This window comes from Microbacterium sp. GW821-FHT01D02 (assembly GCF_059422585.1).
Genome location: NZ_JBWKXB010000004.1, coordinates 102849 through 125140, shown reverse-complemented (window position 1 = coordinate 125140; position 22292 = coordinate 102849). Strand labels below are relative to the sequence as shown.

Genomic DNA, 22292 nt, shown 5'->3' with positions numbered 1-22292 from the left:
GAGCATCTGCAACACCCGCGCCGCATAGAATCGAACCGTCATGTCAACCATCTTCGACTGCCGCGACGAGTCGCAGCTGCTCGCCGGCATGCGCAATGCGCGCCAGGCGATCGGCCGTGGCGACCTCATCGTCATGCCCACAGACACCGTGTACGGCGTCGCCGCCGACGCCTTCTCCCCGGCCGCGGTCCAGCGACTGCTCGACGCCAAGGGGCGAGGCCGCGACCAGCCGCCGCCCGTGCTGATCGGCACGAAGGAGACGCTCGCCGCTCTGGCCGAGTCCGTCCCCGAGCCCGTGGAGCGCCTGGTCGAGGCGTTCTGGCCCGGTGGGCTCACCATCGTCCTGCCCGCCCAGCCGTCGCTGGTGTGGGACCTGGGGGAGACCCTCGGCACGGTGGCCGTCCGGATGCCGGAGGGGAGGGTGGCCCTGGAGCTGCTGGCCGAGACCGGCCCGCTCGCGGTCTCCAGCGCGAATCTCACGGGTCAACCCGCGGCCATCTCGGCGTACGACGCTGAGAAGATGCTGGGCGACAGCGTCGCGGTCTACCTCGCCGACGGGCTGAGCAAGGACGGCATCGCCTCCACCATCGTCGACGCGACCTCGCTCGTCCGCCCCGACGCCGAACCCGCGACCGTGCGCATCCTCCGTGACGGCGCCGTGACGCGCGAGCAGCTGCAGGAGGTGCTCGGCGATCTGCTCGAGCCCGAGGAGCAGCCCGAGGACCACGCGCATGCGGAGGAGCAGCAGGACGCGGATTCGTGAAGCAGTATCTCGCCACGATCCTCATCACAGCCGCGATCACCTTCGCGCTGACCTGGGTGGTGTGGCGGCTGAGTCTCCGCTTCAAGCTGTACCCGGGCATCCGCGAGCGGGACGTGCACACCACGCCCACCCCGCGCCTCGGCGGAGTGGCGATCTTCCTCGGCATCGCCGCGGCCTTCGGGTTCTCGGCGATCAACCCGTTCTTCCACAGCATCTGGATCCCGCCGCAGACCATGTGGTCGATCCTGGGCGCGGCGCTGCTGATCGCGATCATCGGCGTGGTGGACGACCTGTGGGACATCGACTGGATGATCAAGCTCGGTGCGCAGTTCCTGGCGGCCGGCCTCATCACGGTGGGCGGCGGCCTGCAGATCCTGTCGCTGCCGTTCGGCGATCTGATCGTGGTCTCCAGCTGGCTGAGCATCACGATCACGATGTTCGCGATCGTGATCGTCATGAACGCCGTGAACTTCATCGACGGGCTCGACGGCCTCGTCGCGGGCGTGTGCCTCATCTCGAACGGCGTGTTCTTCGCCTACTCCTACATCTTCACGCGTGACTCCGGCGCCTCCAGCTACTTCAACCTGTCCACGTTCATCGCCGCCGTGCTGATCGGCGCGTGTCTCGGATTCCTGCCGTTGAACTGGAGCCCGGCGAAGCTGTTCATGGGCGACTCCGGCGCCCTGGTGATCGGCCTGCTGATGGCGACGTCGGCGATCGCGATCACGGGGCAGATGGACCCCTCGGCCCTCGACCCCGAGCGCGTCGGCCGCTCCCAGCTGGTCGGTGCGTTCCTGCCCATCCTGCTGCCGCTGCTCGTGGTGCTGCTGCCCCTGCTCGACTTCGGCCTCGCCGTGCTGCGGCGCATGAGCGCGGGCCGCTCGCCGTTCTCGCCCGATCGCAAGCACCTGCATCACCGGATGCTCGACCTGGGCCACCGGGACCGCGACGCGGTCCTCATCTTCTACGCCTGGACGGCCGTGATCTCACTCGCCGTCCTGCTGATGTACGTCGGAGCGCGGGAGGACTGGCCCGGCCAGTATCTGCCGGGCGTCGGCTTCGGCATCGTGGGCATCGCCGCCTGCCTCGTCGTCACCCTGAGCCCCACCCGCCGCAGGAAGAGCGCAGCGGCCGCCGCAACCGACCCGACACCCGTGGAGTCCTGATGAGCCCGAGCCCCGTTTCCAGCACGCCGATCCTGCGTCGCACCCTCATCTGGTCGGCGGTGGCGACCGCCGTGCTGGCCGTCGTCGCCGGCGGCATCGGCTACCTCGTCGCGCAGGGGGAGGGGCTCGTCAGCGGCCTCCTCGGCGTCCTCCTGGCCGCCGTCTTCCTGGCGATCACCGGCATCAGCATCCTCATCGCGAACCGCTGGTACGGCGATCCGATCTACGTGCAGCTCTTCTTCGCGATCGTGCTCGGAGGCTGGCTCCTCAAGCTCGGCCTCTTCGTCGTGGCGATGATCCTGCTCGCGGGACAGCCGTGGCTGCACCCCATGGTGTTCTTCCTCTCGATCGTCGCCGGAGTGCTGATGTCGCTCGCGATCGACGTGATCGTGCTGACCCGCATGCGCCTGCCGAACGTCAGCGATGCGACCCTGCCGACCGAGGTGCCGGAGGATCGCGCCCCGGGAGCGGCGAACAAGGTCGATGACGAGCCCCTCGAGGAGGGTCCGCGGTCTTAGGGGACCCTCAGATTCTGATACTGTTGAGACGTGCCCGCCGCTCGCCCGCGAGCGCTTGCGCTGTGTAGCACACCGACCATCGTCGCCCCGGTTTAGACCGGTGCCCCGAAGCTGGAGCCCGCGCTGTTCAATCTTGCTGCGACCCTGACCCCTCGACTCGCCTCTGACGGCGAGTTCCACGGCCCTTCGATCGACGATTTCTTCCCTGAGATCCTCTTCCACGTCGGACCCATCCCTGTGAACCGGATCCATCTGGTGCAGCTCCTCGCGGTCATCGCCGTGGTGCTGTTCCTGTGGCTCGGCACCCGCCGCATGAAGGTGGTGCCCGGACGCTTCCAGAGCCTGACGGAGATGGGGCTCGGCTTCGTCCGGACCAACGTCGCCCACGACATGCTCGGGCGCAAGGACGGCGACCGCTTCCTCCCGATCCTCACCACGATCTTCTTCATGGTGCTGTTCATGAACATCACGGGAATCATCCCGTTCCTGAACATGCCGGGAACGGCGATCATCGCGGTGCCGCTCACGCTCGCCATCGTCAGCTACGTGACGTTCATCTACGCGGGCATCAAGCGCCACGGCTTCCGGTTCTTCAAGAACTCGCTGTTCCCGCAGGGCGTCCCCGCGGCAGCGATGCCGATCGTGGCGATCATCGAGCTCATCTCGACGTTCATCCTGCGCCCCGTCACGCTGACGCTGCGTCTTCTCATGAACCTCGTCGTGGGGCACATGATCCTGGTCCTCGCGTTCTCCGCGACCCAGTTCTTCTTCTTCACCGCAGGCGGCGGCTGGGCCGCGCTCGGTGTCGGAACCCTCGCCTTCGGCGGCGCCTTCACTCTCTTCGAGATTCTGGTCGCCGTTCTCCAGGCATACGTCTTCACCGTCCTCACCGCGGTCTACATCCAGCTCGCGGTCGCAGAAGAGCACTGAGCGGGCAGGCATCAGCCTTCCCACCCAACGAAAGGAAAAACCCGTGGACGCTACTACGGTTCTCGCTGAAATCAACGGTCACCTCGGAGCGGTCGGCTACGGCCTCGCCGCCATCGGCCCGGCCATCGGCGTCGGCATCGTCGTCGGCAAGACCATCGAGGGTGTCGCTCGTCAGCCCGAGCTGGCCGGCCGTCTCCAGGTCCTCATGTGGATCGGTATCGCCTTCACCGAGGCGCTTGCATTCGTCGGCATCGCCGTCGCATTCATTCCCTTCCCGTAATCCTCACCGACTTCTGAAGGAGACAGGATGCTGAACGCTCTTGTCACGAACCTCGCAGCAGAGGGTGAGCCGAACAACCCGCTCATCCCTGCGTGGTACGACATCATCTGGTCGGGCCTCTGGTTCATCGTCATCCTCATCGTGGTCTGGAAGGTCGCCCTTCCGAAGCTGACGAAGATGCTCGATGAGCGCTCCGCCGCGATCGAGGGCAACATCGCCAAGGCCGACGAGGCGCAGAAGCAGGCGGAGGCGGCACTCGAGGAGTACACGCGTCAGCTCGCTGAGGCGCGTACCGAGGCCGGCGAGATCCGCGAGGCCGCCCGTGAGGACGGCAAGAAGATCGTCGCCGAGGCGAAGGATGCCGCGACCTCCGAGGCCGCACGCATCACCGCCACCGCGCACACGCAGATCGAGGCCGAGCGTCAGACCGCTCTCGTCTCGCTGCGCAGCGAGGTCGGAACGCTCGCCATCGACCTCGCCGGTGGCGTGGTCGGCGAGACGCTGTCCGACGACGCACGTGCGACGGCTGTCGTCGATCGCTTCCTCGCCGAGCTCGAGGCATCCGAGAAGGCGGCTCAGTAATGGGCAGCGCGACCACTCAGGCACTCGCGGCATCCATCAAGACGCTTGCCGCAGCGAAGGACGTCTCTCTCGACACCGCACGGGAGCTGCTGGCTGCCGCGCGTGCTGTGAGCGAGTCGTCCCAGCTGAGCGGCGCGCTTGCTGACCCTTCCGCTCCCGCCGCGGCACGACAGAACGTCGTCGCCGCGGTGTTCGGCGGGTTCTCCGCAGGCAGTCAGGGCGTTCTGAAGACCGCCGTGGCTGAGCGCTGGTCGAACGCGGGTGAACTCGTCGACGGTATCGAGGAGCTCGCGATCCGCGCTGCCGCGATCGCCGAGCCGGATGCGGACATCGAAGGGGAGCTGTTCGGCTTCTCCCGGGTGATCGCGGCCAACCCCGAGCTCGAGCTCGCGCTCGGCAGCCACATCGGGGGAGAAGACGCCAAGAGCACGCTCATCGAGCGTCTCCTGGCCGAAGGCTCCACGAGCGCCGCCACGACGCTGATCATCTCGTCGCTCGTGCGTCAGCCGCGCGGACGCCGCGTGCGTCGGCTGCTGAACCGGGCGATGGACATCGTCTCGAGCCAGCGCGGTCGCGTGGTCGCCACGGTTCACACCGCGGCTGCCCTCACCGACGCGCAGCGCGCCCGTCTCAGCGACTCGCTCTCGCGTCGCTACGACGGTCAGGTGTCGCTCAACGTCGTCATCGACCCCGCCGTGGTCGGAGGTCTGCGCGTGCAGATCGCCGATGACGTCATCGACGGCAGCATCTCCGCACGACTCGCCGACCTTCGCCAGAAGCTCGCGGGCTAACACGACTTCGCGCGGGGAACCGCGCACCCAGATACAAAGGGAAGACAATGGCAGAACTATCGATCAGCCCCGACGTCATCCGTGACGCGCTGAAGGACTTCGCCGCAGCATACGAGCCCTCCGGGGCCGGGGCGACCGAGGTCGGCACGGTCATCGACGCCGCCGACGGCATCGCTCACGTCGAGGGACTGCCCGGCGTCATGGCGAACGAGCTCGTGATCTTCGCGGACGGCACCAAGGGTCTCGCGCAGAGCCTGAACGAGCACGAGATCGGTGTCGTCGTCCTCGGCGAGTTCACCGGTGTCGAGGCCGGCCAGGAAGTCACCCGCACCGGTGAGGTCCTCTCGGTCCCCGTCGGCGACGGCTACCTCGGCCGCGTGGTCGACCCGCTCGGCAACCCGATCGACGGCCTCGGCGCGATCGAGACCGAGGCTGTCCGTGCCCTCGAGCTTCAGGCGCCCGGCGTCATGCAGCGCAAGTCGGTGCACGAGCCGATGCAGACCGGCATCAAGGCCATCGACGCGATGATCCCCGTCGGCCGTGGTCAGCGTCAGCTGATCATCGGTGACCGCCAGACCGGCAAGACGGCCATCGCGATCGACACGATCATCAACCAGAAGGCCAACTGGGAGTCGGGCGACGTCAACAAGCAGGTTCGCTGCATCTACGTCGCCATCGGCCAGAAGGGCTCGACCATCGCTTCGGTGAAGGGCGCGCTCGAAGAGGCCGGCGCCCTGGAGTACACCACGATCGTGGCCGCTCCGGCTTCCGACCCCGCCGGCTTCAAGTACCTGGCTCCCTACACCGGTTCGGCCATCGGCCAGCACTGGATGTACGGCGGCAAGCACGTCCTCATCATCTTCGACGACCTGTCGAAGCAGGCCGAGGCCTACCGTGCCGTTTCCCTCCTGCTGCGCCGCCCGCCGGGCCGCGAGGCTTACCCGGGTGACGTGTTCTACCTGCACTCGCGTCTGCTCGAGCGTTGCGCGAAGCTGTCCGACGAGCTCGGTGCCGGTTCCATGACGGGTCTTCCCATCATCGAGACCAAGGCGAACGACGTCTCGGCGTACATCCCGACCAACGTGATCTCGATCACCGACGGCCAGATCTTCCTCCAGTCCGACCTCTTCAACGCCAACCAGCGTCCGGCGGTCGACGTGGGTATCTCGGTCTCGCGAGTCGGTGGTGACGCGCAGGTCAAGTCGATCAAGAAGGTCTCCGGAACGTTGAAGCTGGAGCTGGCGCAGTACCGCTCGCTCGAGGCCTTCGCGATGTTCGCGTCCGACCTCGACGCGGCCTCGCGTCGTCAGCTCTCCCGCGGTGCGCGCCTGACCGAGCTGCTCAAGCAGCCTCAGTACTCGCCGTACCCCGTCGAGGAGCAGGTCGTCTCGATCTGGGCCGGTACCAACGGCAAGCTCGACACGATCGAGGTGGAGGACGTCCTCCGCTTCGAGCGCGAGCTCCTGGACTACCTGCGTCGCAACACCACGGTTCTCGACACGCTGCGCGACACCAACGTCCTCGATGACGCCACGGTCGCCGAGCTCGAGAAGCAGACGGATGCCTTCATCCTGGAGTTCCAGGGCGGCAAGGGTCACGCCATCGGCGCCCCGGGCCACGAGGAGCACGCTGCAGCCGAGGCTGAGGACGTCAACCAGGAGAAGATCGTCAAGGGTCGTCGCGCGTAACCGCGTGAGGTACTGACATATGGGCGCTCAACTCAGGGTCTACAAGCAGAAGATCTCTTCTGCTCAGACGACCAAGAAGATCACGAAGGCGATGGAACTCATCGCGGCTTCGCGCATCCAGAAGGCGATGGCACGCGTCAAGGCGTCCACTCCCTTCGCGCGTGCCGTGACGAGGGCCGTATCGGCCGTCGCGACGCACTCGAACGTGGATCACCCGCTGACCCGCGAGTCCGAGAACATCACCCGCTCCGCGGTCGTGATCTTCTCCTCGGACCGCGGTCTCGCCGGAGCCTTCAACTCGCAGATCCTCCGTGAGGGTCTCGAGGTGGCGGAGCTCCTGCGGGAGCAGGGCAAGGAGCCGGTCTTCTACCTCATCGGTCGCAAGGCCGTCGGATACTTCCAGTTCCGACGCCTCGCCTCCGCTGCGGAGTGGACCGGCGACACCGACACCCCGTCGTTCCACACCGCGGAGGAGATCTCGGCCACGCTGCTCGAGGCCTTCTCCCGTGGTGGGCAGGACGGCGGCGTCGACGAGATCCACCTCGTGTACAACCGTTTCGTCAGCATGATGACGCAGTCGCCGGAATCCGTGCGCCTGCTCCCGCTGGAGATCACGGAAGCCGATGAGTCGGAAGCCGGTAGCACCGTCTACCCGCTGTACGAGTTCGAGCCGGATGCCGAGACCGTTCTCGATGCCATCCTGCCGGTGTACATCCAGAGCCGCGTCTTCAACGCTCTCCTGCAGTCGTCTGCTGCCAAGCAGGCCGCGACGCAGAAGGCGATGAAGTCGGCCAGCGACAACGCCGACAAGCTCATCACCGACTACACCCGTCTGCGCAACAACGCGCGTCAGGCGGAGATCACGCAGCAGATCGCCGAGATCGTCGGCGGCGCCGACGCCCTCTCGAGCAAATAGACCATCAGGAAAGAGACGAAAATGACCCTCACCGCTCCGGCTGATCAGCCGGCGACCGCGGTCGTCGGGCGCGTCGCACGCGTCAACGGTCCGGTTGTCGACATCGAGTTCCCGCACGACTCGATCCCCGACATCTACAACGCGCTGAAGACCACGATCGCGATGGGCGAAGAGTCCACCGAGATCACGCTCGAGGTCGCTCAGCACCTCGGCGACGACCTCGTCCGCGCCATCGCCCTGAACCCGACCGACGGCATCGTCCGCGGCCAGGAAGTCCGCGACACCGGTGAGGCCATCTCGGTCCCCGTCGGCGACGTGACCAAGGGCAAGGTGTTCAACGTCATCGGCGAGGTGCTCAACCTCGAGCCCGGCGAGACGATCGAGGTCACCGAGCGCTGGCCCATCCACCGCAAGGCGCCGAACTTCGACCAGCTCGAGTCCAAGACTCAGATGTTCGAGACCGGCATCAAGTCGATCGACCTCCTCACCCCGTACGTGCTGGGTGGAAAGATCGGTCTGTTCGGTGGCGCCGGTGTCGGCAAGACCGTCCTCATCCAGGAGATGATCCAGCGCGTCGCGCAGGACCACGGTGGTGTGTCGGTGTTCGCCGGTGTCGGTGAGCGCACCCGTGAGGGCAACGACCTCATCCACGAGATGGAAGAGGCGGGTGTCTTCGACAAGACCGCCCTCGTCTTCGGCCAGATGGACGAGCCGCCGGGGACGCGTCTGCGGGTCGCCCTCTCGGCTCTGACGATGGCGGAGTACTTCCGTGACGTGCAGAAGCAGGACGTGCTGCTCTTCATCGACAACATCTTCCGCTTCACGCAGGCCGGTTCCGAGGTCTCCACGCTGCTGGGCCGCATGCCCTCCGCCGTGGGTTACCAGCCGAACCTCGCCGACGAGATGGGTGTGCTCCAGGAGCGCATCACCTCGACGCGTGGTCACTCGATCACCTCGCTGCAGGCGATCTACGTGCCGGCCGATGACTACACCGACCCGGCCCCGGCGACCACGTTCGCCCACCTCGACGCAACGACCGAGCTCTCTCGTGAGATCGCCTCGAAGGGTCTGTACCCGGCCATCGACCCGCTGACCTCGACGTCGCGCATCATGGACCCCCGTTACTTGGGCGAGGACCACTACCGCGTCGCCACGACGGTCAAGCAGATCCTCCAGAAGAACAAGGAGCTGCAGGAGATCATCGCGATCCTCGGTGTCGACGAGCTCTCGGAAGAGGACAAGATCGTCGTGTCGCGTGCACGTCGCATCCAGCAGTTCCTCTCGCAGAACACCTACATGGCGAAGAAGTTCACCGGTGTCGAGGGCTCGACCGTTCCGCTGAAGGAGACCATCGAGTCGTTCGATGCGATCACCCGCGGTGACTTCGACCACGTGGCCGAGCAGGCCTTCTTCAACGTCGGTGGCATCTCCGACGTCGAAGAGCAGTGGGCGAAGATCCAGAAGGAGAACGGCTGACCATGGCGCTGCATGTCAGCCTCGTCTCCGCTGACGCGGAGGTCTGGACGGGAGAGGCGAGCCTCGTGGTCGCCAAGACCGTCGAGGGTGAGATCGGCTTCATGACCGGCCACGAGCCGGTGCTCGCCATCCTTGCCGAAGGCCAGGTCCGCATCACTCAGTCCGATGGCACCAAGGTGCTGGCCAACGCGCAGGACGGGTTCCTCTCCATGGAGGGCGACACCCTGACGATCGTCGCCGGCAACGCGGCACTCATCGCCTAGCAGCACTCGTTTCGACACGTCCGCCTCGGTACCCGCTCGGGTCCCGAGGCGGACGCGTCTGCATCCACCGAGGTTTCATGAAGATCCTGCTCCCTCCGTCGGAGACCAAGCACGTGGGCGGCGACGGCGCGCCGCTCGATGTCCGCTCGCTGGCACTGCCCGGGCTGGCGGCGCATCGCACCGCGGTGGTCGACGCGCTCGTCGAGCTCTCGGCGGACGAGGCATCGGCGCGCCGGGTCCTCAAGCTGAGCGAACGTCAGCTCGGTGACATCGCGCACAACCGCGCGCTGCGGACGGCCCCCACGATGGCGGCGGTCGACCGCTACACCGGGGTGCTGTACGACGCGCTCGAGGCGCCGTCGCTCTCCGCGGCCTCGCGGCGCTGGCTGGGGGAGCACGTCTGGATCCACAGCGCGCCGCTCGGCCCGGTCGGTGCCCTCGATGCCGTGCCGACCTACCGCCTCGCGGCCGGTACCTCTCTTCCCGGGGTCCCGCCCCTCCGCCGGCACTGGGCAGAGGCGACGTCGGAGGCGATCGGCGCAGCAGCGCCCGTCTTCGTGCTCGACCTGCGGAGCGAGGCATACGTGGCACTCGGGCCGATTCCGGTGACCGTGCCTTCCGCCTATGTCCGCGTCGTGACACCGCACGGCAGAGCGCTGAACCACTTCAACAAGAAGTCCAAGGGGCTGCTCGTGCGCGCACTCGCGGAGGACCGGCCGCGTGCGGGGTCGCTTCGTGCGTTGCGGTCCTGGGCCGAGTCCCGGGGGATCGTCCTCCGAGACGCCGACCAGCCTGGCACGATCGAACTCGTCGTGGCGGAGTAGCTGCGAGACCTGCGGAATCCGGCTTCCCGTACAGGTCCGGATCGAACGCGCCCGAGCGCGGAGAGTCATGCGCCCGGTGCTTCGACACGCTATTGTGATCAACGCACGACGCCGCATCATGAACTTCTTGGAGGGAACCATGGACGACTACTACGGCTACGGGGGTCTGTCAGGTGGCGCGCTCGTCGCGCTGATCCTGGTCTACACGATCCTGCCGCTCGCCATCTACGCGCTCTACTCGTGGTTCTACATGAGGATCTTCGAGAAGGCGGGAGTCCAGGGGAAGTGGCGTGCGTGGGTTCCGGTCTACAACTCCATGATCTTCTACAAGCTCGGTGACCTGAGCCCCTGGCTCGTGCTCTACCTGATCGGCGCCAGCATCCTCGGCGCGATCATCCCGTTCCTGGGCTGGTTCCTCATCCTCCCGCTCGCCGGCATCGCCGCTCGTGTCCTCGACCTGATCGCGGCCTGGCGCGTCGGTCTCAAGCTGCAGAAGGATGCCGTCTGGGTCATCCTCTACTTCTTCCTCCCGCCCGTGTGGCTCGGCATCAACGCGTTCGACAAGTCGCGTTGGAACTCGAACATCCAGCCCGCATCGTGGGCGGCGAACTCGCTGCTCGGCGACCGCACCGCCTGGGACGGCATTCCGGCACAGGCATCCGCCGCCCCGCAGCCCGGATACGGTGCCCCGCAGCCCGGCTACGGCGTCCCGCAGGGTTACGCTCCGCCCGCCCCGCAGGGGTACGCGCCGCCCGCCCAGCCCGGCTACGCGCCTCCGGCGACGCCCACCGCTCCGGCGACGGGTGCCCCGGTTCCGCCGGTGCCGCCGACCACGCCCCCGGCGCCTCCTGCCGCTCCGCCGGCAGCACCGCCCGCACCTCCGACCGCTCCGCCGGCAGCACCGCCGGCGCCGCCCGCGGCACCGCCGGCCCCGCCGACGGATCCCACGCAGCCGCCTGCGTGATCTCTGACACAGAGCCCTCGACTCCGGTCGGGGGCTCTGTGCTGTTCGGGATGCCGCCCGATCCGACGTGGCCGCTAACGTAGAGGACATGGTCTCGTCCCAGCGCCGCGTCGGCGCGTCCGGTCTTCTCGTCTCCTCCACCGGCCTCGGCTGCAACAACTTCGGACGGGCCGGCACCGCGACCGAGACCCTGTCGGGCACACGCGAGGTGATCGATGCCGCGCTCGCGAACGACATCACCTTCTTCGACACCGCCGACATGTACGGGGCGGTCGCCGGCGCCAGCGAGACCCTGATGGGCGAGGCGCTCGAGGGACGCCGCGACAGGGTCGTCCTGGCGACCAAGTTCGGGCAGGAGCGGGACATGGGCTACGCGTTCCCCGCGGCCCGCGGCTCCCGTCGCTACGTGCGTCGGGCGGTGGAGGAGTCCCTGCGACGACTGCGCACCGACTGGATCGATCTGTACCAGCTGCACCTGCCCGATCCGGAGACGCCGATCGCCGAGACCACCGACGCGCTCGACGAGCTCGTCCGCGAGGGGAAGATCCGCTACTACGGCCACTCGAACTTCACGGGGTGGCAGATCGCCGAGGCGGAGTTCACCACGCGCGCCCGCTCGACCGGTCGATTCATCTCCGCGCAGAACCACTACTCGCTGCTGGCTCGCGCGGCCGAGCGCGAGGTGCTGCCGGCGGTGGAGCGGTACCAGCTCGGCTTCTTCCCGTACTTCCCGCTGCACAACGGGCTCCTGACCGGGAAGTTCACCCGCGACGGTGGCCCGGCGTCGAGCAGGATCATGGCGACGCGGCGGCACGTCTGGGAGGACGCGCCGTGGGATGCGATCGAGACCTTCCGCGGGTTCTGCGACGAGCGCGGCATCACCATGCTGCAGGCGACATTCGGGTGGCTCCTCGCCCGCCCGGCGGTGTCCAGCGTGATCGCCGGCGCGACCTCGGCCGCACAGGTCGAAGCGAATGCGGCGGCGGGCGATGCGTGGCGCCCGGACGCGGCTGACCTCGAGATCATCGACGAATTGTTCCCGCTGCCCGCCGATCCGGGCGCCCGAGTGTGACCGCGGCACGGGTGAGTTCTACTACGATGTGTGAGTATCCTGCGACCGCCCGACCCGACGCAGGCTCATCGGAGGCAGCACGTGGCTGAGACGAAGACGCACCGCGTCACGGTTGCGCAGCGCCCGCTGCTGCTGTCCTGGGCCGGGGTCACCGATCTCGGTCGACGCCGTGAGACGAATCAGGATGCGTTCCTGGCCGAGTACCCGCTCTTCATCGTCGCCGACGGCATGGGCGGTCATGCCGGTGGCGAGATCGCGAGTCGCAGCACGGTCGAGCGCCTTCAGGCTGTGGTCTCTGCCGGCGAGGTCAACCACGCAGCGATCGAGAAGGCTCTCGAGCTCGCCGTGGGCGACATCGCCGACCATCCGGAGACGACCGACGAGGGCACCGGGACGACGCTCACCGGGGTGTACCTGGACGGTGCCGGCGACGAGGCCCAGTGGGTCGTGCTGAACATCGGCGACTCCCGGGTCTATCTGCTCCGCGACGACCGACTCCTGCAGGTCACGACGGATCACTCCGTGGTCCAGGAGCTCATCACGGCGGGCAAGCTCAGCCCGGAGGAGGCCGAAGGGCATCCGTACAGCAACGTGATCACGCGCGCGGTCGGCGCGAGCGAGCTCACGGCCCCGGACTACGTCACGATCGACGTGCGCGCCGGCGACCGATTCGTCATCTGCTCGGACGGGCTCACCAAGGAGCTCACCGACTACGGGATCCAGCACTTCCTCCGCGAGAACTCCGACCCGGGCACGGGCGTCGAGGCGATGCTCGCCGCGGCGCTGGAGAACGGCGGCCGCGACAACGTGACCCTCATCATCGTGCAGGTCACGGACGAGGACGACTCGTCCTCCCCAATCGGCGACACCGCGGAGTAGCCGCTCCGCGCTGTGGAGAGCGCGGATTCCTGATCGCGCATGCGGTCCACTGGGGTTCATGGAAACCCTTCCGATCGTCCTCCCGGCGGCTCCCGCCCCTTCGCGTCGCGCGTCGCTGCCGTTCTTGGCCGCCGTCGTGCCGATCGTCTCCGGCGTCGCGCTGTGGATGATCACGGGATCGGTCTTCGCGCTGTGCTTCGCGGCGCTCGGTCCGTTGATGATCTGCGCCTCGTTCCTCGACGCCGCTCGCAGCCGGCGACGCGAACGTCGGCAGACGGAAGCCCAGATGGAGCGTGAGTGGACGGCAGCCGAGGAAGAGCTTCTCCGCCGGCAGCGAGAGGAGCGCGACGCGCTGTGGCTGCGCCTGCCCGACGCCGCGGCCGCCCTCGTCCAACCGCCCCTCCGGAACGCACGGCCCCCGGACTCGACGACCCCGGTCGTGGTGGGCGCCGGCAGCACGACGAGCGGCATCCGATGCGGGGGAGCGGATGATCCCCGCGGCCGGAGCTTCCGAGAGCGCTGCGGCACGCTCACGGAAGCTCCGATCACGGTTCCTCTCGGCGGCGGGATCTGTCTGCGTGGCGCGAGACCCCTGGTGGTCGCGGCCGCACGAGCGCTCGTCGTCCAGCTGAGCATGCGCTTCGGTGCGGCACAGCTCTCTCTCGTGGGCGCGGAGCTCATCGCGGTCGGTCTCGGTGCGCTCCCGCACGCAGCGCGCGCACGCCGGGGCGGATTCCGGCTGGCGGTCTGCTCGCCGGAGAGCGATCGGTTGGAGGCGGATGCTCTCATCTGGCTGACGTCGACCGACGCAGAGGTGCCCGAGGGGGTCACGACGGTGATCGACATCGGGGAACCCGCCCGTGCCCGCCTCCGCACACCGCAGGGGGCTGCGGTCATCGCCGTCGAGTGTCTGTCCGGGTCTCAGGCGGGTCTCATCGCGCGCGACCTTGCAGAGCGGGAAGAGCATGTCGATACGCTCCCGGATACCGTCACACTGGACGAGCTGGAGCAGCCGCATGCGGACGAAGGCCTGGCTGCGGCGATCGGACGCGGCGAACGGGGCGCGATCGTGGTCGACATCGTCGAGGACGGGCCGCATGCGATCGTCACCGGCACGACCGGGACGGGGAAGAGCGAGCTCCTCGTCAGCTGGGTCGCCGCCATCGCCGCGGAGCACGGACCCGATCGGGTGACGTTCGTCCTCGCCGACTTCAAGGGCGGCACCGCCTTCGAGCCGCTGCGCGAGCTGCGACAGGTGGCGGCCGTCATCACGGACCTCGATGAGGACGGTGCCCGACGCGGCGTGTCGAGCCTCACCGCCGAGCTGCGTCGCCGCGAGGGAGTGCTGGCCGCGGCGGGCGCCCGGGACGTGCGCGACGTCGCGATGCCCCGTCTGGTCATCGTCGTGGATGAGTTCGCGGCGCTCCTGGCGGAGCATCCCGACCTGGGCGCGGTCTTCACGGACGTCGCGGCTCGCGGCCGGGCTCTCGGGATGCACCTGATCCTCGGCACCCAACGAGCCGCCGGCGTCGTGCGCGACGCGCTGGCGGCCAACTGCCCGCTCCGCATCAGCCTGCGCGTGGGCGACGCCGCGGACAGCCGACTCATGATCGGAACCGATGCGGCGTCGGAGCTGCCGGGCGGTACGGAGTCTCGCGGCATCGGTCTCGTGCGGCGTCCCGCCGACGCCGAGCCGATCGCTCTGCGCATCGCACTGACCGGTGCCGCCGATCTGCGACGCATCGGGATCCGCTGGGCGACAGAGCCCCGACCGCGCAGTCCGTGGCTTCCGGCCCTTCCCACGCGCCTTCCTCTCGCGGACCTGCTCGCCGACCTGGACGCGCCGCCTGATGCCGTCGTGCTCGGGCGCGCCGACGACCCGGTGCACCAGTCGCAGCCGCTGGAGGTGATGTCGTGCGGGGGAGACCGAGGGATCCTCTTCCTCGGAGCGCCCGGATCCGGTCGCACCGCCGCCCTCCGCGCCCTCGCCGCGCAGCGACCCGAGGCGTACTGGATGCCGGAGGACCCCGAGGAGGCATGGGATCTCGTCGAGACCTGGGCTCGCGGAGGAGAGCGTCCGCCGGAGCTCGTGCTGTGCGACGACGTCGACGCCCTGTTCGCGCTGCTGCCGCCGGAGTACGGTCAGCCGTTCGCACAGCGTTGGGAGCAGATCCTCCGCACCAGCACTGGCACGTCCTTCGCTCTGACGGCTGCCAGGGCTGCGGGATCGCTGGGGCGAGCGCTCGAGGCGCTGCCGCGTCGTGCGCTGTTGCGCATGCCGAGCAGAGTGGAGCATCTCGCAGCCGGGGGAGAAGCGGCGACCTTCGTCCGCGACCGTGCTCCCGGGCGGGCCCGGATCGGTGAGCACGACGTGCAGATCGCCTGGACCGACGAGCACGCGTTCGTCCGAGGGACGGGATCGAGGCTGCGGGCCTGGGAGCCCTCGAGCGCGCTCACTGCCGTCGTCACGGCCGGGGCGGTCGACGTGGCGGCACGGCTCCGTGATGCACACCCCGGTTTCGATGTGGTCCTCGCGAGCGCGGAGCCGCACATTCCGTCGGGGGCCGGCATCCTCGTGGCCGACGCGGAGACCTGGCAGCGGAACTGGTCGGTCTGGCAGCGCATCCGTGCCGAGGGCGAGGTGCTGATCCGCGCCGAGCATCCCGCCGATCTTCGGCAGCTCGCCGGTGTCCGGGAGCTGCCGCCGTATGCCCTTCCGCACGCGGGCCGGGCGTGGTCGGTCCGCGGCGCGGAATCACCCCGGCGCGTGATCCTTGCGGAGCTGTCGCCGTGAGGGCCCGGAGGCGTCCGGAGAGGACGGCAGCCCGCAGCGCGGGCGTGGGCGACGTGTCAGAGGCCCGCACCGGGACGGATCGCGCCGACGTCCGCCGCACCGCCGCGGACGGTGAGCGGCAGCGCGTCGCCGAGCGTCGCCACGTCGGCATCGGTGAGGCCGCCCGACCGGGCGAGCAGGGTGGCGGCGACGATCGTGGAGGCGCGCGTGGCGCCGTCGAGCATCTTCAGCGCCACGGTCGTGCCGTTCGGAGCGACCATCACCATCACGCCTTCGGCGCCGTACTTCGTGAACACGCCGAGCTTCTCGATCGCGATCGTGTCCGGTCGACCGGGGCCTTCGATCGTCCACGGGTGCTCCCGCACGGCGCGCACCAGTGAGCCGGCGACGCGGTGAAGCGCGAACGGCGACCGGTCGGAGGCGGTGCCGATGCGGTGGATCGCGCGCGCCAGTCCGGTCAGCGTCATGGCGTGGACGGGGGCTCCGCATCCGTCGATCGCGGTGTGGGCGACCTTCTCGCCGGTGAGGCGCTCGACGACCTCGCGGATGTGCACCTGGAGCGGATGCGCGGGGTCGAGGTAGCCCTCGGTCGGCCAGCCGGTCGCCACGCAGGCGCGCAGCATCGCGGCGTGCTTGCCCGAGCAGCCCATCCGCACCCGCGACGGCTCACCGTGCTCGCGGACCATCTCGTCCCGGGTCGCGGAGTCGCTCGGCCAGGCGGGTGGGCAGCCCAGGTGATCCTCCGTGAGACCGCCCTCGGTGAGGATGTCGCGCACGACGGAGGCATGACGGTCGGTGCCGGTGTGGCTCGCCGTCGAGATCGCGAGCTGCTCCCCGTCGAGGACCGCACCGGCGGTGATGCAGGCGACCGCCTGCAGCGGCTTGAGGCTCGAACGCGGCAGGATCAGCGCATCGGCGTTGCCGTGGCGTGCGACGACATCTCCGTCGGGCGAGAGCACCACTGCGGCGCCGACGTGGCGGGATTCGATGAATCCGCTCCGCTCGACGACGGCGAGTTCCACGGAATCCTGAACGGTGAGAGTCTCCAGCACCCGTCAACTCTAGCGCCGGGCCCGCACCGGCTCACGTCACGTCGGAGGCGCCTGGCAGACTGTCGACATGGCAGAGTCGACTCCCCGCGCCCTCGGCGAACATCACTACGCGCTCACCTCGATCTGGACCGGGAATGCAGGTTCCGGCACGTCCGGCTACCGGGACTACCGCCGCGACGTGACCATCGAGGTGGCCGGGAAGCCGGAGCTGCTCGCCTCGGCGGACAAGCCCTTCCGCGGCGACCCGTCGCGCTGGAATCCCGAGGATCTCCTGCTCGCGTCCCTGTCCGAGTGTCATCTGCTGTCGTACCTGCATGCCTGCGTGACGGCGGGCGTCGTGGTCGTGTCGTACCGCGACGAGGCCAGCGGGATGATGCGCGAAGACGGCAAGGGCGGAGGCTCGTTCGTCGAGGTGATGCTCCGTCCCGAGGTCGTGGTCGCGGAGGCATCGATGATCGAGGCCGCCGAGCGAGCGCACGCTCAGGCGAACGAATGGTGCTTCATCGCGAACTCGATGAACTTCCCCGTTCGCCACCAGGCGACGGTCACCGCGCTCGCCTGACGTCCCTCGGCGCCGTGTCAGCGGCGTTCGTGGGGGAGCGCCTGCTTGATCTTCTCGATGGTGCCCTGGGCGGGCGCCTCGTTGTAGGCGCCGGCCAGCTCCTGGCCGGAGAGGCCGTGGATCGCGGCCATGATCTCATCGGTCGCTCCGCGGCGTGCGCGTCCGCTCGTGGCGGGGCCGTGCGGAGAGAGATCGAGCGGCTCGCCGAATCTCACGGTGATGCGCTCCTTGAGGGTGGGAACCTTCGCACCCACGGGCATCACCTTGTCCGTGCCGATCAGGCCGACCGGGACGACGGGAGCACCGGTCTGCAGCGCGAGGAACGCCACACCGGTGCGGCCCTTGTACAGCCGCCCATCCGTGGAGCGGGTCCCCTCCGGGTAAAGGGCGACGGCGAGCCCCTCCTCGAGGAGCTGACGCTGCAGGTCGAGGGCGTCGAGGGCGGCCTGCCCGGCGCCGCGACGCACCGGGATCGCGCCGATCGATTCGAAGAAGGTCTTGCTCATCCAGCCCTGGAAACCGGTGCCCTCGAAGTAGCTCGACTTGGCGAGGAAGTGCACCGGACGCGGCGCGGCGACCGGGATCGCGATCGAGTCGATGAACGACAGGTGGTTGCTGGCGAAGATGACGGGTCCGGTCAGCGGGACGTTCTCGCGGCCCTCGATCCGGGGTCGGTAGACGAGTCGGGCGAGCGGCGTGATGAGGCTCCGGCCGAGCGTGTAGGCGAATCCCGCATGGCGAGGCTTCGCGGTCTCCTCGGACGGGGGTTCCTCTTCTGACGCGGGTTCGGGCTCGACGGACTGCGCAGAGGTCATCAGAGCAGGTTACTCCCGGACCCATGCCTTCGTGGGAATGAAGATCCGCGCCGCGTCTCCCAGCGAGGGCAAAGGGGTATGGGGCAGGATGGAGTGTCCCGCCCGCGATCCCGAGGTCTCACTGTGCGCAAGCGTCCGCTCATCGTCCTGTCCACCGTCGCCGCGGCGACCCTGCTGCTGGCGGGCTGCTCCGGCGGCACCGCGCCGTCCAGCTCCGGCACCCCGGACCCGTCCGCGTCCAGCGAGTGCGTCGTGAACGCACCAGCCGGCGCGACCTCCGACGCCGTCGTCGTCAAGGGCGAGGGGGCCGACACGAAGGTCACCGTGCCCGCGGACGCCGCGTTCGAGAACGTCGAGCGCACCGTCATCTCGAAGGGCGACGGCGACGACCTGCACATCAACGACCTGGTCTCCGTCCAGTACCAGATCGTGGACGCGACCGACAACAAGGTGCTGGACTCGTCCGCCAGGGGTGAGGGCGGCGTGCTGCCCGTGCTGCTGGACACCAACCAGTCCTCGCTCTTCGTCGCGGCCCTCGAGTGCGAGCCGGCCGGTTCCCGCGTCGCGCTCGCGATCCCCGGCAGTGCGCTGGGCGAAGGCCAGAACAACGTCGTCGTGTACGCGCAGGCCGTCGACCGGCTCCCCGAGGTCGCGACGGGCACCCCCGTCGACCCGACCGCCGGCATGCCGACGGTCAAGCTCGACGACGACGGCAAGCCGTCCGTCGAGATCCCGAAGGGCGACGCGCCGACCGAGACCAAGGTCGCGGTCCTCAAGCAGGGTGACGGGGCGACCGTCGGATCCGGCGACCTCGTCGTCGTGCAGTACCTCGGCGTGAAGTGGTCCGACGGCAAGGAGTTCGACTCCTCCTGGAGCCGTGACGCCGCGCCTTCCCAGTTCCAGACCACGGGCGTCGTCGCCGGGTTCCAGAAGGCGCTCGAGGGCCAGAAGGTCGGCTCGCAGGTCGTCGTCGTCATGCCGCCGTCGGACGGCTACGGCGCGAGCGAAGGCCACGAGCTCCAGAAGGAGAGCCTCGTGTTCGTCGTCGACATCCTCGCCACCACTCCCGTCCAGTAGCAGCCGCGGAGGAGTCGGGGTCGTGTCCTAGGCTGGCGTCATGCGTCGCATCATCGTCCTCGGCTCCACCGGCTCCATCGGCACCCAGGCGCTGGATGTGATCCGCGCCAACCCCCGCCGTTTCGAGCTCGTGGGACTCGCCGCGGGCTCGAACGCCGAGATGCTGGCCGCACAGGCCGCGCAGTTCCAGGTCGAGGACACGGCGCTCGGTGCGGTCGAGGCCGAGCAGCTCGTCCGCGACGTCGAGGCCGACGTCGTGCTCAACGCGATCACCGGATCGATCGGTCTCGGTTCGACCCTCGCCGCGCTGAAGGCGGGACGCACTCTGGCGCTCGCGAACAAGGAATCGCTCATCGTCGGCGGCGATCTGGTGCTCGCCGCTGCCGCTCCCGGTCAGATCGTCCCCGTGGACTCCGAGCATTCCGCCCTCGCGCAGGCGCTGCTGGCGGGGACGCACGCCGAGGTCCGCCGGCTCGTGGTGACCGCGTCCGGCGGGCCGTTCCGGGGCCGCAGCCGCGCGGAGCTCACCGAGGTCACGCCCGCGGAGGCGCTGGCGCATCCGACCTGGGACATGGGGCGGATGGTCACCACCAACTCCGCCACGCTCGTGAACAAGGGCCTCGAGGTGATCGAAGCGCATCTGCTCTTCGACGTCGCCTATGACGACATCGAGGTCGTCGTGCATCCGCAGTCGATCGTGCACTCGATGGTCGAGTTCATCGACGGCTCGACGATCGCACAGGCGTCGCCGCCGGACATGCGTCTGCCCATCTCCCTCGGCCTGGACTGGCCGAATCGCGTCGGCGGCGTCGGACGACCGCTCGACTGGTCGACCGCGACGTCCTGGACGTTCGAGCCGCTCGACGGAGAGGCATTCCCCTCGGTCGCTCTCGCGAAGGCCGTCGGACGCGCGGGCGGCACGTTCCCGGCCGTCTACAACGCGGCCAACGAGCAGGCCGTCGACGCGTTCCACGAGGGGCGGCTGTCGTTCCTCGGCATCGTCGACACGATCGCCCGTGTCGTCGACGCCCACGAGGCCCCCGACGCCCTGACGGTCGAGACGCTCGCCGCCGCGGAGTCCTGGGCCCGCACGACGGCCGATCGGATGATCGCCGCGAGTTGAGCCGAGCCCCGGGCGACAGGCGCCGCCCGGGTGCGTGGACTCAGTCCTCGTCGGGGTAGGGCACCGGCCAGCGCGGCTCGGGAACCGGCCACCCTGCCGCGCGCAGCGCTCGGCGTGCCAGCTCGCGCGCCGAGTACGGCGTACGCACGCCGCGGATGTCCCGGTAGTCCTGGTGGCCGGGGCCGGCCCAGAGGATGGCATCGCCGTCGCCGACGAGTCCGACCGCCGTCACGATGGCGTTCTCGGGCGGCGAGGCCTCGTGGATCTCGGCGTCCGGTCGTGCCGTGCGGGCGCCCTCGACGAGGGTCGCGCGGATGGAGGCGGGATCCTCGAAACGCGGGTGGTGGTCGGTGACGACGAGGATGTCACTGCCCTCGACCGCGGTCCGCGCCATGTCGAAACGCTTGCTGGCATCGCGGTCGCCGTCCGCGCCGAACAGCATCAGGACCTTGCCCGGCGTCACGCGGCGCACGGCGGCGAGCGTCTTCTCGAACGCGTCGGGAGAGTGCCCGAAGTCGACGAACACGGCGGGACCGCGGTCGCCGGAGACGAGCTGCGTGCGACCCGGGAGATAGGCGCGGATGCCCCCGTCGCGCGTGAGCGCGTCGACGATACGGTCCCAGGCGTAGCCGCCCTCCAGGAGCATCACGATCGCGAGTGCGGCGTTGGCGGCCATGTGTGGACCGATCACCGGCACCGTGGTCGTGAGCGACCCCGCCGGTCCGGTCATCGTGAACGTCGTGCCGGCCGCGCGCTCGTCGTCGATGACGACGACCCAGTCCGCCGCGGAGGCCGCGGCGGGGTCGGCGGCGATGGACGGCGTGCCCACCGTGACGACGGGGATCTCGGCGCGGTCGACGACGATCGCGCCGGAGGGCGAGTCGAGGCAGATGACGCCGCGCTTCGCACGGTCGGGACGGAACAGCGGCAGCTTCGCCTCGAAGTACTCCTCCATGTCGGCGTAGTCGTCGAGGTGATCGTGGCTGAGGTTGGTGAAACCGGCGACGTCGAAGCGGATGCCGTCGACCCGGTGGCGGGACAGGGCCTGGGCGCTGACCTCGACCGCGACGGCTTCGACCGCACGTTCGCGCATCAGCGCCAGGAGCGCGTGCATCTCCGAGGCCTCCGGCGTGGTCAGCCGGGAGACGATGATCTCGCCGGCGATGTGGCGCTCGGCGGTGGAGGAGAGCCCGGTGACGACCCCGATCTGATCGAGGATGCCCTCCAGCAGGTGGGACACGCTGGTCTTCCCGTTGGTACCGGTGGTCGCGAACAGCAGGGGGAGAGGATCGTCCGCACCAGTGCCGTAGACCCAGGCGCTCAGATCTCCGAGGACGCCTCGGGGGTCGTCGACCACGAGGATCGGGAGCCCGGCCGGTTCGGCGATGGCGGCGCCGGCCTCGTCCGTGATGACGGCCACCGCGCCCTTCTCGGCGGCGGTGACCGCGAAGTCCGCACCGTGCCGGTTCACACCCTGGATCGCGACGAAGGCCTCGCCGGGGCGCAGGTCGGCCGTCGCGAGGGTGATGCCGGAGAGGGCGATCCCGTCGACATCGCCGCGCACGGCGCGAGCGAAACGGGAAGCGAGTTCGGACAGCTCACGCCGGGGCGGGTTCGCGGGGCGGAGCACGGGAGGCAGGCTCGGTTGTTGTTCAATCGACATGGCGCCTCCATGATCTCATGACGGCGCGGTGAACCTCTGTGCGGCACGACCCCTCGCGCGCCGGAGAGGCGATGCGCGAGGAGTCGTGACCGGG

22 protein-coding genes are annotated in these 22292 nt (G+C 69.1%); 19 read left to right on the top strand and 3 right to left on the bottom strand.

The genetic code is table 11. The features are described from left to right. Positions 1–40 precede the first annotated feature (40 nt). The 16 genes from AC07VM_RS17640 (at position 41) to AC07VM_RS17565 (ending at position 15906) form a co-directional block, all read left to right on the top strand. Positions 41–763, top strand: a complete 723-nt coding sequence (locus tag AC07VM_RS17640; RefSeq protein ID WP_267418104.1) for an L-threonylcarbamoyladenylate synthase — start codon at positions 41–43, stop codon at positions 761–763. Continuing rightward, a complete protein-coding gene (locus AC07VM_RS17635; protein WP_267418105.1) occupies positions 760–1929 on the top strand; it encodes an MraY family glycosyltransferase in 1170 nt (389 codons plus the stop codon). The genes AC07VM_RS17640 and AC07VM_RS17635 overlap by 4 nt, the downstream gene beginning before the upstream one ends. After that, positions 1929–2447, top strand: a complete 519-nt coding sequence (locus AC07VM_RS17630) for a Cg1360 family ATP-synthase-associated protein (protein ID WP_267418106.1) — start codon at positions 1929–1931, stop codon at positions 2445–2447. The genes AC07VM_RS17635 and AC07VM_RS17630 overlap by 1 nt, the downstream gene beginning before the upstream one ends. Positions 2448–2591: 144 nt before the next feature. Next, positions 2592–3377 carry a F0F1 ATP synthase subunit A gene (atpB, locus tag AC07VM_RS17625; protein WP_494912615.1) on the top strand — a complete coding sequence of 262 codons (786 nt, stop codon included), beginning with the start codon at positions 2592–2594 and terminating at the stop codon, positions 3375–3377. A 43-nt stretch (positions 3378–3420) separates the two neighbouring features. Continuing rightward, complete coding sequence (gene atpE, locus AC07VM_RS17620; RefSeq protein ID WP_017830994.1) at positions 3421–3657, top strand: ATP synthase F0 subunit C; 237 nt, start codon at positions 3421–3423, stop codon at positions 3655–3657. Between the two features lie 27 nt (positions 3658–3684). Further along, positions 3685–4239 (top strand): F0F1 ATP synthase subunit B, encoded by a 555-nt coding sequence (locus tag AC07VM_RS17615; RefSeq protein ID WP_267418110.1) that lies wholly within the window; start codon positions 3685–3687, stop codon positions 4237–4239. Next, positions 4239–5030, top strand: a complete 792-nt coding sequence (locus AC07VM_RS17610) for a F0F1 ATP synthase subunit delta (RefSeq protein ID WP_494912510.1) — start codon at positions 4239–4241, stop codon at positions 5028–5030. Before AC07VM_RS17615 ends, AC07VM_RS17610 begins: the two co-directional genes overlap by 1 nt. Before the next feature lie 47 nt (positions 5031–5077). Then, entirely contained in the window at positions 5078–6718 is a 1641-nt protein-coding gene (atpA, locus tag AC07VM_RS17605) for a F0F1 ATP synthase subunit alpha (RefSeq protein ID WP_267418112.1), read from the top strand. A gap of 19 nt (positions 6719–6737) precedes the next feature. After that, positions 6738–7634 carry a F0F1 ATP synthase subunit gamma gene (locus AC07VM_RS17600; RefSeq protein WP_267418113.1) on the top strand — a complete coding sequence of 299 codons (897 nt, stop codon included), beginning with the start codon at positions 6738–6740 and terminating at the stop codon, positions 7632–7634. 21 nt (positions 7635–7655) lie between these two features. Next, positions 7656–9110: a F0F1 ATP synthase subunit beta gene (gene atpD, locus AC07VM_RS17595; protein WP_017830989.1), complete on the top strand. Its 1455-nt coding sequence runs from the start codon at positions 7656–7658 to the stop codon at positions 9108–9110. Positions 9111–9112: 2 nt separating this feature from the next. After that, positions 9113–9373: a F0F1 ATP synthase subunit epsilon gene (locus tag AC07VM_RS17590; protein ID WP_017830988.1), complete on the top strand. Its 261-nt coding sequence runs from the start codon at positions 9113–9115 to the stop codon at positions 9371–9373. A 77-nt stretch (positions 9374–9450) separates the two neighbouring features. Continuing rightward, complete coding sequence (locus AC07VM_RS17585; protein WP_494912509.1) at positions 9451–10197, top strand: YaaA family protein; 747 nt, start codon at positions 9451–9453, stop codon at positions 10195–10197. A 118-nt stretch (positions 10198–10315) separates the two neighbouring features. Next, positions 10316–11161: a large exoprotein gene (locus tag AC07VM_RS17580; RefSeq protein WP_494912508.1), complete on the top strand. Its 846-nt coding sequence runs from the start codon at positions 10316–10318 to the stop codon at positions 11159–11161. An 88-nt stretch (positions 11162–11249) separates the two neighbouring features. Continuing rightward, the gene (locus tag AC07VM_RS17575) at positions 11250–12233 is read left to right on the top strand and encodes an aldo/keto reductase (protein ID WP_494912507.1); all 984 of its coding nucleotides are present in this window, start codon (positions 11250–11252) and stop codon (positions 12231–12233) included. A gap of 81 nt (positions 12234–12314) precedes the next feature. After that, positions 12315–13112: a PP2C family protein-serine/threonine phosphatase gene (locus AC07VM_RS17570; RefSeq protein WP_494912506.1), complete on the top strand. Its 798-nt coding sequence runs from the start codon at positions 12315–12317 to the stop codon at positions 13110–13112. Positions 13113–13170: 58 nt separating this feature from the next. After that, a complete protein-coding gene (locus tag AC07VM_RS17565; RefSeq protein ID WP_494912505.1) occupies positions 13171–15906 on the top strand; it encodes an FtsK/SpoIIIE domain-containing protein in 2736 nt (911 codons plus the stop codon). A gap of 56 nt (positions 15907–15962) precedes the next feature. Here the strand turns inward: AC07VM_RS17565 and AC07VM_RS17560 are convergent, their stop codons facing one another. Beyond that, positions 15963–16958, bottom strand: coding sequence for an asparaginase (locus AC07VM_RS17560; RefSeq protein ID WP_267418123.1), 996 nt, complete (start codon positions 16956–16958; stop codon positions 15963–15965). Positions 16959–17025: 67 nt separating this feature from the next. On the opposite strand from AC07VM_RS17560, the gene AC07VM_RS17555 reads away from it, so the two are divergent. Beyond that, on the top strand, positions 17026–17520 hold the full coding sequence (locus tag AC07VM_RS17555) for an OsmC family protein (protein ID WP_267418124.1): 495 nt from the start codon (positions 17026–17028) through the stop codon (positions 17518–17520). 17 nt (positions 17521–17537) lie between these two features. Here the strand turns inward: AC07VM_RS17555 and AC07VM_RS17550 are convergent, their stop codons facing one another. Further along, on the bottom strand, positions 17538–18335 hold the full coding sequence (locus AC07VM_RS17550) for a lysophospholipid acyltransferase family protein (RefSeq protein ID WP_494912504.1): 798 nt from the start codon (positions 18333–18335) through the stop codon (positions 17538–17540). 123 nt (positions 18336–18458) lie between these two features. Here AC07VM_RS17550 and AC07VM_RS17545 point away from each other — a divergent pair, with 123 nt between their 5' ends. Both AC07VM_RS17545 and dxr read left to right on the top strand, forming a co-directional pair. Continuing rightward, positions 18459–19412 (top strand): FKBP-type peptidyl-prolyl cis-trans isomerase, encoded by a 954-nt coding sequence (locus AC07VM_RS17545; protein ID WP_267418126.1) that lies wholly within the window; start codon positions 18459–18461, stop codon positions 19410–19412. A 40-nt stretch (positions 19413–19452) separates the two neighbouring features. Further along, entirely contained in the window at positions 19453–20535 is a 1083-nt protein-coding gene (gene dxr / locus AC07VM_RS17540; RefSeq protein ID WP_494912502.1) for a 1-deoxy-D-xylulose-5-phosphate reductoisomerase, read from the top strand. A gap of 40 nt (positions 20536–20575) precedes the next feature. On the opposite strand, the gene AC07VM_RS17535 is transcribed toward dxr, so the two are convergent. Then, positions 20576–22198: a Mur ligase family protein gene (locus AC07VM_RS17535; protein WP_494912501.1), complete on the bottom strand. Its 1623-nt coding sequence runs from the start codon at positions 22196–22198 to the stop codon at positions 20576–20578. Positions 22199–22292 lie beyond the last annotated feature (94 nt).

Coding starts and splice junctions, on each gene's coding strand:
- AC07VM_RS17640 (WP_267418104.1), top strand. CDS start 41: ATGTCAACCATCTTCGACTGCCGCGACGAGTCGCAGCTGCTCGCCGGC.
- AC07VM_RS17630 (WP_267418106.1), top strand. CDS start 1,929: ATGAGCCCGAGCCCCGTTTCCAGCACGCCGATCCTGCGTCGCACCCTC.
- AC07VM_RS17615 (WP_267418110.1), top strand. CDS start 3,685: ATGCTGAACGCTCTTGTCACGAACCTCGCAGCAGAGGGTGAGCCGAAC.
- AC07VM_RS17610 (WP_494912510.1), top strand. CDS start 4,239: ATGGGCAGCGCGACCACTCAGGCACTCGCGGCATCCATCAAGACGCTT.
- atpA (WP_267418112.1), top strand. CDS start 5,078: ATGGCAGAACTATCGATCAGCCCCGACGTCATCCGTGACGCGCTGAAG.
- AC07VM_RS17600 (WP_267418113.1), top strand. CDS start 6,738: ATGGGCGCTCAACTCAGGGTCTACAAGCAGAAGATCTCTTCTGCTCAG.
- atpD (WP_017830989.1), top strand. CDS start 7,656: ATGACCCTCACCGCTCCGGCTGATCAGCCGGCGACCGCGGTCGTCGGG.
- AC07VM_RS17590 (WP_017830988.1), top strand. CDS start 9,113: ATGGCGCTGCATGTCAGCCTCGTCTCCGCTGACGCGGAGGTCTGGACG.
- AC07VM_RS17585 (WP_494912509.1), top strand. CDS start 9,451: ATGAAGATCCTGCTCCCTCCGTCGGAGACCAAGCACGTGGGCGGCGAC.
- AC07VM_RS17580 (WP_494912508.1), top strand. CDS start 10,316: ATGAACTTCTTGGAGGGAACCATGGACGACTACTACGGCTACGGGGGT.
- AC07VM_RS17575 (WP_494912507.1), top strand. CDS start 11,250: ATGGTCTCGTCCCAGCGCCGCGTCGGCGCGTCCGGTCTTCTCGTCTCC.
- AC07VM_RS17565 (WP_494912505.1), top strand. CDS start 13,171: ATGGAAACCCTTCCGATCGTCCTCCCGGCGGCTCCCGCCCCTTCGCGT.
- AC07VM_RS17555 (WP_267418124.1), top strand. CDS start 17,026: ATGGCAGAGTCGACTCCCCGCGCCCTCGGCGAACATCACTACGCGCTC.
- AC07VM_RS17550 (WP_494912504.1), bottom strand. CDS start 18,335: ATGACCTCTGCGCAGTCCGTCGAGCCCGAACCCGCGTCAGAAGAGGAA.
- dxr (WP_494912502.1), top strand. CDS start 19,453: ATGCGTCGCATCATCGTCCTCGGCTCCACCGGCTCCATCGGCACCCAG.
- AC07VM_RS17535 (WP_494912501.1), bottom strand. CDS start 22,198: ATGTCGATTGAACAACAACCGAGCCTGCCTCCCGTGCTCCGCCCCGCG.